7 protein-coding genes are annotated in these 13,799 nt (G+C 53.0%); all 7 read right to left on the bottom strand.

Translation table 11 applies throughout. The annotated features are described in order from the left end of the window. Positions 1-275: 275 nt before the first annotated feature. The gene (locus tag VMY05_02540; GenBank protein ID HUV29958.1) at positions 276-3,293 is read right to left on the bottom strand and encodes a protein kinase; all 3,018 of its coding nucleotides are present in this window, start codon (positions 3,291-3,293) and stop codon (positions 276-278) included. Further along, positions 3,283-5,952 carry a protein kinase gene (locus VMY05_02535; GenBank protein ID HUV29957.1) on the bottom strand — a complete coding sequence of 890 codons (2,670 nt, stop codon included), beginning with the start codon at positions 5,950-5,952 and terminating at the stop codon, positions 3,283-3,285. Before VMY05_02535 ends, VMY05_02540 begins: the two co-directional genes overlap by 11 nt. Continuing rightward, positions 5,942-8,548, bottom strand: a complete 2,607-nt coding sequence (locus VMY05_02530; protein ID HUV29956.1) for a protein kinase — start codon at positions 8,546-8,548, stop codon at positions 5,942-5,944. Before VMY05_02530 ends, VMY05_02535 begins: the two co-directional genes overlap by 11 nt. A gap of 367 nt (positions 8,549-8,915) precedes the next feature. After that, positions 8,916-10,772, bottom strand: a complete 1,857-nt coding sequence (locus VMY05_02525; protein ID HUV29955.1) for a glucodextranase DOMON-like domain-containing protein — start codon at positions 10,770-10,772, stop codon at positions 8,916-8,918. Positions 10,773-11,315: 543 nt separating this feature from the next. After that, positions 11,316-12,146, bottom strand: coding sequence for a phosphotransferase (locus VMY05_02520; GenBank protein HUV29954.1), 831 nt, complete (start codon positions 12,144-12,146; stop codon positions 11,316-11,318). A gap of 583 nt (positions 12,147-12,729) precedes the next feature. After that, positions 12,730-13,155: a nuclear transport factor 2 family protein gene (locus tag VMY05_02515; GenBank protein ID HUV29953.1), complete on the bottom strand. Its 426-nt coding sequence runs from the start codon at positions 13,153-13,155 to the stop codon at positions 12,730-12,732. Positions 13,156-13,229: 74 nt separating this feature from the next. Continuing rightward, positions 13,230-13,799 (bottom strand): hypothetical protein (locus tag VMY05_02510; GenBank protein HUV29952.1); only part of this gene is annotated, 570 nt, incomplete at its 5' end.

Raw genomic sequence — 13,799 nt, 5'->3', positions numbered from 1 at the left:
GCGGCCGAGCTGCTACGACATCCGACCGGGCACCAATGAGGGCCTACGTCGCCGGTTACTGTACCTGGCCGGGTCGCCCAAAAGGAAATGCTCGGCGCTCTTGGGGGTGATCTTGATCACAGTTGAGGCGCGCAGCGGCGGGGTGCTTATCTGCTGCCGCAACCGTAAGTAATTGTGTTGTGTGGGCCCATCGTGACGCGGCACGGAATTATCCCTGCTCGCGTTCTGGCACAAGGACTTGCACCGTACTGTGACCACGCTGTGATCGTCTCGTCCTATTCGCGCCTGACCGCCCCCATGGTCTCATTCAGCCATTTCTCGATGACCGGGACCCTCACCTCCAGCGGCGGGCAATGTCCACCTTCAAGAAGGGCAAGTCTCTTGGGCTCCGGAAGAAGATTATACAGGGCACGACCTTCAATCTCGTACGTTGTGGTCTCATCATATTTTCCGTTGAGGAGCATTACCGGACAAGTAACATATGGAGCAAAGTTCATGGGATTCGCTTCGGGAAGTTTTCGCGAATCTGATTCGCTGAAACCACCGCCAATAAAAACAACCGAACGGTATCGGTTGTCGACAGAAACGAAAATCGGGCCATCCTCGGCGCCCCAGCTTAATCCGACATAAGCGATTCTGCCCATGTCTATGTCGCTCCGGCCGGATAGATAATCAAGCCCCAGGCTGAACTCCGTCGCATAGAGAATTATCTGCTCACGGTATTTCACCGTGTGGAGGTCGGGATCGCTGTGATGGGGACCCCATCCTCTTTCCACTGCTCCTTTCGGCACCACCGCCAGTACGGCTCGTCCCGCCTTTATATGAGGTGCAAGCAGCCATTCGGCGTTCCAGGGAACGGGCGACGCCCAAAACACATTCGCCCCCGGAATAAAACTCAGGCACTGGTACGGCTCGGCCGCCTGCCGGGGAAGGTACATATAGGCAATGATGGTATCACCATTCACGCCGTTGAAAGTCACTTTCTCTCTGACCCAATCCGCTGTTTCTTCTACTTCCACGACTCGAGCATCAAGCGGTTTGCGATCGTACTGATAATGGCTCAAGAAGGTCTGAAATGTCTCCTGATCAATTGGCGTATGAGCAGGAATTGCCATCTCCGGATTGAACGCGAATGCCCCCTGGTCACGGTCATCATCCGTGGTGTTGCGGACACAACGAAATCCGAGTGAGCCAGATGAGTGAAAACCCGAGACAGATCCGTAATAGGCAAACATATACGCAGGATCCTCCCAGGAACCCCCCGTTACCACGTAACCTTCCTTCGATCGATTCCGGCACCACTCTTTGACGTTACCGGCCATGTTGTAGCAACCGTAAGGACTGATGCCAAATTCATACGCGTCAACGGGACATAGTCCCCGCCCCTCAAAATTCGCCCGCATCTTCACTGTCTCATTGGGATCGATATATCCCCAGGGCATGACTACGCCAAACGTGTGAGTGAATTGGCCGGCTCTTGCGGCCATCTCCCACTCAAAAGCGGTAGGCAGGCTCTTGTCGGCGAATTCGGCGTAAGCCGCCGCTTCATACCAGGTGATACCGGTCACCGGATAGTTACCCTGACCTTCAGCGTATACCTGGTTGATCCACCCACGCGGACCGGGAAGACCGGTCCGGTCCTTGAAAAAACCCATGGCCTGTTCTCTGGTCAGATTTGCCCCATCCCTGGTAAAGGGAAACCTCCAGTATTCCGCACTCAAATAGCCTCCGGCATCGACGAAGGCCTTGAATGATTCGTTGCTTACCTCGTATTCATCAATGAAGAATCCCGCCAGATTAACCTCGGCGGCCGAGGGCGCTCCCCATCCGACCAGTCTGTATTCCCCTCCCGGAATGAAGACCATGTTCTCAGGGGTTGCCCCCGCTTCAGTCAACCGGATCTCCATCTGAACACTGTTAGCGGATGACCCGAACGCCCAACCCTCGATTCTGTTCAGCCGACTCGTTACAAGGCGGGTCAGCGGGGTATATCCCTCCTTCTCCAACCGTACGATGTGATCTACACGGGCGATGGGCAAGTCACTGACGGGCGTAACACCGACATATCGCTCCTGCTGTTCTTCACTCTCCGTAAACGCAATCGACTTCAGATAGACTCGCGCTCCTTCGGGCTGCGTGCTAACAGAGAGTATATCGGATACTACCGGCATCAGGCTGTCTAGTTTCGGATTATTCTGAAGATACTCGCCGGCCCTCACAGCCAGGTCAAATGCCCGGCAGTACTCCTCTGCCTGGGCCAGCCGCTCAATGTCCGGCAGGAGCGCTCCCGCCTCCCGCACGTTCATTCTGTGTTGATATCCCAAGAATATGGCTACCGCCACAGCGCCAAGAGTGACAGTCAGAAGGATCGCGACACGCGGCTTCTTAAGGATACGCCAAACTGCCTTGAGATCGACTGCTCTTGACTCGGTCACCGACAATTGCCTGCGCAGATCCCGGAGATCCAGCAGCATCTTTTCCGCAGACTGGTAACGTTTTGCGCTGTCTTTTTCAAGCGCCCTGCTCACGACGTTCTCGAGCCTGCTCGGAACATCCGCACGCCAACTGGATAGCGGCTTCGGAGTTTCGTGCGTGATGGCGTGCAGGGTCGCCGCCTCGGAATCTCTTTGGAACGGGCCTTTCAGCGCAGCCAATTCGTACAGCACAACACCGAGCGAGAACAGATCGCTGCGGAAGTCGACCGCTTCACCCCGCACCTGCTCCGGCGACATGTACCCTATAGTACCGAGGGTCGATCCGGTCTTGGTCAGTTGATCCGCACCACTGACGGTCGCCAGCCCAAAGTCGACAATCCTCGCCCTCCCACGTTCATCAATAAGCACGTTCGACGGCTTAATATCCCGATGGATGATCCCTTTGTCGTGTGCGGCCCGCAGACCCTCGCAAACTTGAATGCCCAACTCGAGTACGCGTTTAATTGACAGTTGCTTTCCCGACAGGTATTCCCGTAGCGACTGCCCGTCAATCGCGGCCATGGCGAAATACGGACGACCCTGATATTCACTGACTTCATGTACGGGAACGATATTGGGATGATCCAGACCCGCGGCCGCCTGGGCTTCGCGTGTGAAACGGGCCCTGCAGTCTCTCTCCTGACACAAGTGATATGCCAGGAATTTCAGGGCGACCTTGCGATTAAGTTTTGTATCAAGGGCAAGATACACTTCACCCATCCCACCGGCGCCGATCTTTTCGATGATCTTGTAGTGACCGACCTGTGTGCCCTGTGTCAGGACCACGTGAGTCTGCGTCTTGTCGTCGTCAGGTCCCATGTTCCTTCTCATACTTCTCGATCAGCGCCTGGAAGCGCGGGTGGTCACGGAGGGGGATAAACTCCGGGGCAATCTTCAGCCAGTTGACGGATACTTCGCTGGGAATAAGGAAAAGGGAATCCAACTGGTCGATAGCCAGATCACGTTCGCCAACGCGGGTGTATACCGTTGCCAGGTCCCAAATGCGGTCCGGGCCATCGAGGGCATCGATACTAACCGGGAGCAATTCAACGCCGCGCCGTGCGGCGGCAATGGCTTCGGCATTTCGGCCGAGGGCCGCATAAATCTTACCCAAGTAACTTTGATCGGCAGCGACATCCGGGTCGGTCGAGACCATACTTTCTATGATGATACGGGCCGAGTCGAGGTACGGACGCGCCACATCTGGTTGTTGCATCAGTGCATATGTCATGCCCTTCATATAATAGTAGTCTACTCCATCCTGGTATTGCCATAAGAAAACGTCCTTTGGACCGGTCATCAGGTCGAGCGCACGTTGGTAGTTGCCGGTACAGAGATTACAATAGACTGCCAAGAAAATGAGCGAAGCTGAACGGGGACTAAAGACGAAGCCTTCGTTAATCACCTGCAGGGCCGCCTCCGGGTCACCTGTGGCGTTTAGTACCGCCCACGATTTTCCAAAAAAAGCCCATTCATTGTCAGGTTCGAGATCAATAGCCTGCTCATAGCTGACAATAGCTTGTTCAAAGCGGTGACTGCTATTGTAGGTATTGCCCAGCTCGTGGTAGTACCAGGGCTCTCGGGGGTCCAGTTGCACAGCTCGGAGCAGGCCGTCAACTGCCTTCTCCCACTTGCCCTGTCGCCGCTCAACCCAGGCCACACTGGCGATAGCAAGGCTGTTGTTTGGTTGTCGTTGCAGCACCGTGGAAAAGGCGTCGAGGGCACGATCGAAATCATGCAGACCGTGGTAGTAGTACCAGCCGAGTGCCTGGTAGGGTTCAGGGGACTCGGGCGCCAGACCGACTGCAATATCAATGAGTGCTTTGGCACTATCTAGTATTATCTGAGTAGTATCGATGCCATCCCAGTGTATCTCCGTGTAAAGGCCGCCGAGTTCGGCATAAGGGGGAGCGAATGCGGGCGCCAGCTCAATAGCCTTGAGGTGCATCTGCTCTGCGGTCCGCAATTCATCCTGACGGTAGCGGGCTATTGAGAAATACTGCTTGCCCCGCAGGTAATAATCGTATGCCTTAGGATCAACCTCGGGCCGGTCAGCGAGCCCTATCCGCTCTGACTGCAAGAGCGCCACGTCAAGTGCGGCGGCCACCTCGCGAGCAATCGTAGACTGCACTGCGAATATGTCCATCAGGATAGCATCGTAACGGTCTGCCCACAGGTGCAGGTCATCAGCCACCCGAATCAATTGCGGATTGATCCGCACCCTGTTATTAGCTCCCGACTTGTCCCAGCGGATAGTCCCCTCAAGGACGTAATCCACCTTGAGTTCCTTCCCGATCTGCCGCAAGCTCTTGTCTGTGTCCTTGTACTGTATGGCACTGGTACGCGAGATAACACCCAAACCGGACAGGCGCGCAAGACTTGTAGTGATCTCTTCCGTGACACCATCCGCAAAGTACTCATCTTCCGGATCACCCAGGTTCTCGAAGGGCAGCACGGCCAGCATGACCGTCCCGGATCGATCTGCGTCAGTTTTCGTGCTCCATGGTTTGGTTAGCAAGACCGCAACCACGCCTACAATGACAATCAGAGCACCTGCACCCCACCATGTTTGCCTCAAATGGGGATCGGGTGACGACACTGATATTGCTGATTGCCCCGATTCCAGTGACCGTTTGATTCGCATGAGATCAGACAGCATCCCGTCCGCATGCTGGTAGCGCGTCTTGACGTCCTTCTCCAAGGCTTTGTCAATGATAGCTTGCAGGCCATCCGGGACATCGGCTCTATATCGTGCCATGGGATGCGCCGTGTCATCACTCACCGCCTTTAGCGTAGCCGCCTCACTGTCACGCTTGAACGGATTCTGTTTGGTAATCAACTCGTATAGGACCACGCCGAGCGAGAACAGATCACTGCGATGGTCGATCGGTTTCCCCTGCACCTGCTCCGGTGACATATAGCCAACCGTACCCAGAGTGGAACCGGTCCTGGTTAGCTGATCTGATCCTACCACGGATGCCAGACCGAAGTCGACGATCTTCGCCCTGCCATGTGAGTCAATGAGGATATTTGATGGCTTGATATCCCGGTGCGTCACGCCCTTTTCGTGCGCGTCGTGCACTCCTTCGCATATCTGGATACCCAATTCAAGAATCTGTTCGATAGGCAGGTCTTTTTCAGCAGAAAACTCCCGCAGGGACCGGCCCTCAACATGCTCCATGGCAAAGAATGGACGGCCCTGATGCTCTGAGACTTCGTAGACATGAATGATGTTGGGATGGCTCAGTTTGGCGGCGGCCTGAGCCTCACGCTTGAACCTCTTCCGACAGTCTTCCTCCTGGCACAAATGCGGCGGCAAGAACTTGAGCGCTACCTTACGACCCAGTTCGGTATCCTCAGCCAGATAGACCTCACCCATTCCACCGGCACCGATCTTTTCGATGATCTTGTAGTGACCGACCTGTGTGCCCTGTGTCAGGACCACGTGAGTCTGCGTCTTGTCGTCGTCAGGTTCCATGTTCCTTCTCGTACTTTTCGATCAGCGCCTGGAACCGCGGGTGGTCGCGGAGAGGATCGTACAGAGGATGCCCCCGCAAATATGCCACGGAAAGCTCTGATGGGATCGACAGTGACTGATCGAGAAGATCGATCGCGCTGTCATAATCGCCAAGTGCCAGATGAATCCACGCCATCCGCAACACTATTCGAGAACCCTGGTGAGCATCAACTGATAGCGGAAGCAAGTCCATAGCTTTTCTTCCCAACCTGAGCGCATCTTCCGCACGACCGAGGTAGGCATAGACTACACCGAGCGATGCCTCGCGGAGACCATCGTAGGCACGACCGATGGATGTTTGCTGCTCCAAGGCCAGGCGCACCTTATCATAGCAGACAGCACTCCTGCTGGTGTCGCCCATAAGGTAGTAGATCAGACCTCGGGTTGACCAAAAGCCATCCGATGGTAAACGATCAAGGGCGGCTTGGTATCTGCGGGAAAAAATATCAGGCGATGCCCACAGGTATACAAGTTTCTCAGTATCAATGGTCCTGCTGGCAGACTCAAGAACACTACTTGCCGCCGCATAATCCCCCTTGCGCAGAAGGTGGACAAAAGCTTTGGCGTTATGGGCGCTGGGCCAGTGCGGATCCAGAGTAATTGCGCGATCAAACCACTCATTGGCGAGTTCATAATCCCTCATGCACATATAGGTTTCTCCGATGTCCCAGGCGTATCTGGGCGAGCGAGGATTAAGTGCCAACGACTTCTCCTGGTACTCCACTGACTCTTGCCACCTTCCCTGGCGACGCTTAATGTAACCAATTGTGCCCAAAATCTCGAAGTTATTGGGCAACCGCAACTGTGCCAGAGCGAGTTCCTCCAGCGCGCGTTCGTAGTCACGATGGCAACGGTAATAGTAATTGGCCAGGGCCTCGTGAATCATGGGGTCATCCGGAGATAGTTCCACAGCTCGGTCGAGCGCCAGCTTGGCCCTTTCCTGAATCTGCGCATCCGCGTCATGAAGCCAATAGACCAAACTGAGAGCTTTCGACAGCCGGGCATAAGCTAACGCGAAATTGGAATCAATCTCGACCGCCTTCTCGAACAACTCGAGCGCAACGTCAACATCGCCGCGACTGAAACTTCGGTCTATGTATTTCAGCCCGAGCAGATAATAGTCGTACGCTTCTGTGCTTTCAGTCAACCGCTCTTCGACTGCCTGACGCTCTGATTCAAGTAACGTAATATCCAGCGCCTTCGCCACATACGTCGCGATTCCTGCCTGTACGGCAAATAACGCCGTTAGTGGACGCTCGATCTTGTCGGACCATACGTGAACATCGTTCTTCACATCGATTAGCTGCGGAATTATCCGTACCCTGTCAGTGTCGCTCGACTTGTCCCAGAAAATTGTTCCTTCCAGCACATACTCAACACCAAGCTCGGCGCCGATCTGGGGAATCGTCTTGTCAGTGTTCTTATATCGCATTGCGCTGGTGCGGGAAATGACACCGAGGCGATGAACCATGCCCAGGCGCGACGTGATTTCATCGGTTATACCATCCGCGAAGTACTCGTCCTCTGGATCACCCAGATTCTCGAATGGCAATACCGCCAACATGATGTTTTCTGTTTTTCTGTTTGTTCGCTTATCCAACCAAAGTGTGGTAATGATCACGGCGATGGCTACAATCGCGACGACCACGGATGCGCCCATCCAAAAACCCGCCTTGCGTTTCTCGATCGGCTTGCCGGGGACGGAAAGACGCTTGAGATCGCTTATCACACCGGCAGCAGTCTGATAGCGAAGCGCAGGATCTTTTTCGAGGAGCTTGGATACAATCTGTTGCAGTTCGGCTGACACGCCGCTCTTGTATCGCGCCAGAGGCTCCGGAATGTCATTCAGCACCGAGTGCAAGATCCCCGCCTCTGTATCTCCCTTGAATAGCAAACGGCCGGTGATCATTTCGTACAGTACAACGCCAAACGTAAACAAATCCGAACGCTCATCAATCTTCTTGACCTGGATCTGCTCTGGAGACATATACCCAATCGTACCGAGAGTTGAGCCACTCCTGGTGAGTTTCTCGCCTCCCTGGATCGTGGCCAAACCAAAGTCGACCAGCTTCGGTCGACCTTTCTTATCCAGAATGATATTGGATGGTTTGACATCACGGTGAACGATACCGGCCTCATGCGCTTCCTGCAAACCCTCACAGATCTGTAGAGCCAGATCAGCAATCTGGGACAGCGTCAGCTTCTGTTGCTTGATCATGTCGCGAAGCGACTGACCTTCACAACACTCCATGGCAAAGAACGGCCGTCCCTGATACTCACTGACTTCGTAGATAGTGACTATATTGGGATGCTTGAGAGTTGCGGCGGCTTGTGCCTCACGGGTAAAGCGAGCTTTCATTTCCTGATTAGCGGCAAACTGGGCCTGAAGAAACTTCAACGCAACCTGACGCTTGAGCCTAGTATCCTCAGCCAGATAGACCTCACCCATTCCACCGGCACCGATCTTCTCGATGATCTTGTAATGCGAAACCACGGCGCCCGAGGTCAGGGCAATGAATGACCGTGTCCGATCATCATGTAACTCATCTGCTGCCATGGGCATGAATCCTCATTCGGATATTTGCATCGCCCCACAAGAAACGCAAGAGTGCTCCACGTTGCAACCTAAACAAGGGCTGGCTCAACTGTGCCCAAATCGTGACCGAAATGATATCACGTTATTCGGTGTTATTGGGGGATATAGCAACGAGATATTCGGTAAGCTATTACTGCACAATGATTTGGAGGTGGGGGGAATCGTCGAACATGCTGAGCGCAGCGAAGTAAACCCCCGACGCCTTTCGTGACACCGGGACCTGCACTTTATCGTGGCCATGTCGTGACCGTTTTTCTCGGCAATACTACCCGCAAACACTCAATAGGCCGTATCGCCAATTCTACTCACGGGCTTTCAAGGCATCTGTCTATCTGGTGACACTACTGACCAGCGGTACAATCAATGGTTTGCCCCTTTGCGGGTCGTACTCCTTGAATAAATCAATCTGTTCGACGCCCGTGGGTAACACCAAATCAACAAATGGACTTGCATGTGGCGAGCTTGCCCCTCCGACTCGGAATGCGGATGGCTGCGATTCGACCGGGCATGGAAAGCTGCGCAGGAACCCGAAACCGTAATCCGTCACGAGCATCGAACCTGCGAAAAATCCCCAATCGGCCTTCGGGTTTCCAACTAATTCGACAGGAAGACCAAAAGTCAAAGTGTTGTCCGTGTAGTCGGAAATGATGTCCCGGATTGTGCCCGAGGAGAAGACTGCCTGTCCATAGCTGTCGCATACTACAATCCCCAGGCCTATATCCAGACGCAAGTCAATACCACTGCTGTCCGCAAAGCGAACTCCGGAGTATTGTCTCTGAAGATGACCATCACCTCGTTTCATACCAACGGTTAATCCCGGGACCGCAGTGTGACCATTAGAATCGTCAAGCACCGGTTTTCCCAGGTCTCTGAATTCAACCTGAAAATAAACCGTCTCCTTATCTACCCGGACCTCAAATCGAGTAATATCCAGACAGCCGTCGCCGAACCGACTATCTGTCGGATAGTAATAATCCCCGCCGCCGTGATCGTCACCCGTTGGGTCTATAACTGAAGCAACAAGTTCAGCGGTACCTGGAATGTCGCCCGAAACCACAACAGGGATACTCGCACTATCGTTAAAATGATACCATTGTTTTTCAAGCTTTTCAACAGTCGCGGAATACGTCGATCCAATACAGGTCCCCAGGTCTCCCGTTTGCTCATTGCATTCCTGTAAGCTCTTCAGCATAGGCAGCCCATATTTATCGATAAGGAACTTCACAAACGAACCCGTCTCCTGATAACAGACCTGGCTGTTCGACAGAAACGAAGAATCGTCAAGAAACAGCAGCTCGCTAATCGGAATATACTTGTCACTGGCGGCAATGTTCCTTGCCTGGGCGACGGCGAATTCGGGTCGAGAAAAATATGTTCCACCGAGGGCCACACAAAGCCCTTCCCCAAAGGCGGCATTGATGAATAACCCGCGCTTTCCTCCGGTCGAGAGTAAATGAACCAGCTCATGCGGATTGATAAACGACGTTGTGACCACAAGATTTCGTTGCATACAAGCGTATGCGCCGGCAGGTGGGTAAAGAAGCAGTTCGCCGCACTCTGGGCCTGAAGGTGTGACATAAACGTCGGTCCTGAAATCATCCGGCGCATGGAACAGCTTCACCAGGTCGCTGCACAGTGAATCCATTCTTTGCATGGCCGAGACCTCGTCGCCGTCAGCCGCTTGGGGAGAATAGTGAAAAGTACAAACGTCACCTTCGTGGTGCAGCCAATCCTGTGTCAGGATATCTATGGGATTGATCAGGACGAGTTGATCGCCCTCATGTACAAAATAATAGTGCATCGGGATAGGACTTGCGGATGTATCAGGATCACCCTGCAAAGGCATCCAATCGAAATACACGATAGTGTACGTCCCTCGTGATTCGATTTCGGTTACGGAAGGAGTGTACCTCTGAGCGAAGTCACGAAACTCATCCAAAGTCCCGATATTACCGATGACAATGTGCATAGATTCCCAAAAACCGTGCTGCGCGGTTGAAACAGGGCTGCATAGCCGGCGGATAGAGGTCGTGTCAGCCGCGATAATCGCCTGACGGTATTCAACCAACCATTCCTGCACCTGCTGCGCCGTTGGTTCAGTCGTACAGGATAGCAACGGACCAGCAAGAATGAAGGCACAGGGTAGTATGCTTCTTGTGATTGTACGGACAGACTTGGATTTCACTCATCCCTCCGTGTAAACACAAGCATAATCAGGGACGGTATTCAAAAAACAAAGTTCCTTTTGCCGGGAAAAGAGCCTTGAAATCAGTTCGCTCTTTTGGACATACGAACGTCCACTCGGAGATTCTCTGACATAGCGATCCTCGGCACAGCTACTGTGGCTTGTTTTAATCACTCCGAGTCTCTGTGACGGTCTTTCCATTGTGACGGAATCGTGCCCATAATGGTTGCACGCTATTCGGGCTTATTGGGGGCTATGCACTTACAAACCAAAGGGTAAGGTTATTTAGCCCCCATTCCCTTAGTAAGCTGTTGTATGCTAAAGGCCTATATGGTGGGGGGAATCGTCGCAGATGCTGAGCGCAGCGAAGTAAACCCCATACTCGCATCCTGGCACAGAGACTTACACCGTATTGTGACCAAATCGTGACCGTTTTGCATGCAAAGATTTGATCGGAAATTCTGCAGTCGGACTGTGTCAGCCTTTGGTAGAGTAAATGACCGTCTGGGCCAGACAATACCAATTGCGGGCGCAGGATACGCGCTAGGTACGAATGTCTCTTGCGCAACCTAAGTGCGCTATGAACCAGAAGTTCTCTTTGAACTCGAGACCCAACCAGGCCCACTGTAGCTCGAGCGCTTGAGCGTAGAATCTCGCACGCGGCATGAACTCTTCCAGATCAGGATAGGTGTTCTTCATCTTGACTACGAAACTCTCGCCATAGGTGTTTATCAGGGTTCCGAAGTCTGAAGCCGGGTCTCCAATTCCAGCCACGCCGAAGTCAATCACGCCTGTTATCTGGCAGCCTTTGCGGTCCGTAAGAACATGATACTGTCTGAGGTCACCGTGAATCAGAGCCGGCTTGTACTCAAAGAAACTCTCGTTATCGAGCACGCAATCGAACACACCCTCAGCCCATCGCACCTGATGCTTCCATAGCAGTGGATAGACTGTTTCTTTTACTTTGCTGTAGATCTTCAGCCACCGGTCACGTGTGATCGGCGCCAAGGTGGCAGGCAACTCTGGTTCAACCTGAGATACATCTACAGCATGCAGGTTGAAAAGGAACGTTCCCAGCGCCTCGGCCAAATGAACCTGAGCGCTACCATCCAATGCCCTGATTTTCTCAAGGAGCAAGGGTTCACCATCAATGAATGGATACACCATACAGTCTGTATCATGGTACTCTGGCGCCGGAACGTTCACACCAACCTTGGATCGAATAAGGTCGAGGATTCTCGTTTCTACAATCAGAGTCTCGGCATATTCCTTCGTCTTCGCAAACCGAAAAACGTACTTCCCGTTAACGATCACAACATCGTTTATCAACCCATCGTTGTTCACCTCGAACTGTTCTATCTCCAGGTCCGGCATAATACTCTGGACACGTTGTCGAAGAATCTCCGAGCTATTTGACAAAACTCTCTCTCCTTACGTACAGTTTGACGGACTCAAATCACAACGCAATCGTACCTGGGAGTCACCGAACCAGAACGACCGTCAGAGGCACGCAAATCGCAGAGGTTCTTTTGGATTTTCTCGGTACCCTGATCCTGTTGTCTAACCACAGCAGGTGACGTCGGTTTGAACTTAGCCATTAGAGGTGACTCGTTCAACAACAATCAACAACGTGTCCTGTTCAACCCATTATCAAGAGAGGGTGTCGTCGTGACACTGTGACCGAATCGTGACCAATACGTTGTCACGTTATTCGGTGTTATTGGGGGATATAGGCTTACAAAGGCAAGGGTGGGGGGTATAATACTCCCGTCCCGCTTGCAAGTTGTGGAATTGTAATAAGTTAAATTGGTGGAGGCGGGGGGCGTCGCAGATGCTGAACTCGGCGAAGTAAACCCCCATACTTGCGTTGTGGGACAAGGATTTACACCGTATTGTGACCAAATCGTGACCGTTTTTTTCGGCCCAATTGGGTCAGCGCATTGGGCTTCAAAGCTATTCAGTCTACTTTACTCAGGGGAGAAGTGTCGTAAACCTGATTTGTTATTAACCAGCCGCTTTCCATTTCAAGAAGATTGTAGAAGTCTATAATCTTGGAGCTCTCGAATTCCCACTCAACCTTGGCGCTCGCCGCGGTGCCGGCTATATCGATATTCAGAGTCTGGACTGAGAACTTCTCTCGGAAAAGGTGATCGCTATCTTCCCTTGCCTTCCTGAGTATCTCCGGCCAAGCTTCCACGGGTTCTATGCAAATACCACGGGGGGTAATGCTGAACGACAGAGCTTTAGGATGAAATACCGAGGAAACCAGGTGTGGATCCAGTTTGCGAATTCCTTCGGCGAACTGCTCTATCACCTCCAGAATTGCCTTCTCGTCCTGCTTAGCAGTCGCATCTGAACCGAGGTTCTGATCATCTGTTTCCATCTATTTTCTCCTTACTACTACTGTATGAATGTAAGCGCTAAGCTGACCCGCGCCGATTGTACCGGCCCGATAACTCACGATCGAGGGAGTACTATCCTGTATTTGACGATTTTTTTGTCTCCTGCGTCGTTCTCCTGCACCGCGTAAATAGACCCATGGGCCAATTGCAGGTTATCAGGGCCGGAATAGATATGCCACCCTTCCTCCACCTGAATTCGGCCATAGTACAGATGCCGACCATCCGGGGAAAAGACATTGACGACCTGCCCTGTCTGAGCGTGACTAATACTTTCGGCACTGAACATGTACACCAGACTATCTACAACCTGGATTCGATTGTAGTAGGCCATCTGGTCAGGAAGCGCCCCGATCATCGGGGCCATTTGTTCCTCCGGGATGTCGAACTTGGCGAAGTGGTTCTTCTTGTCCGCCTCACTTACTGGTCGCCGTTCCCCGGTGAACGAAAAAGACTCGACCTTGCCCCCGTCACCGGCGAGCCAGTGGATCACCGTGTCGCTGTTCTTTCCGAAATAGACCCGGTTGGACTGCCGGTCAAAACCCATCTTCGCTTGCGGTGTCAGGCCGACAATCACGCCACCTCCGGTTGGCTCGTTCTCTTCATCGGAAAGTGCGAAATTGTGGAC

The sequence above is a fragment of the Acidobacteriota bacterium genome, assembly GCA_035529075.1.
Classification (GTDB): Bacteria; Zixibacteria; MSB-5A5; order GN15; family FEB-12; genus DATKXK01.
Note: the sequence above shows the minus strand (reverse complement) of the source record. Positions and strands in the feature narration are given on the sequence as shown.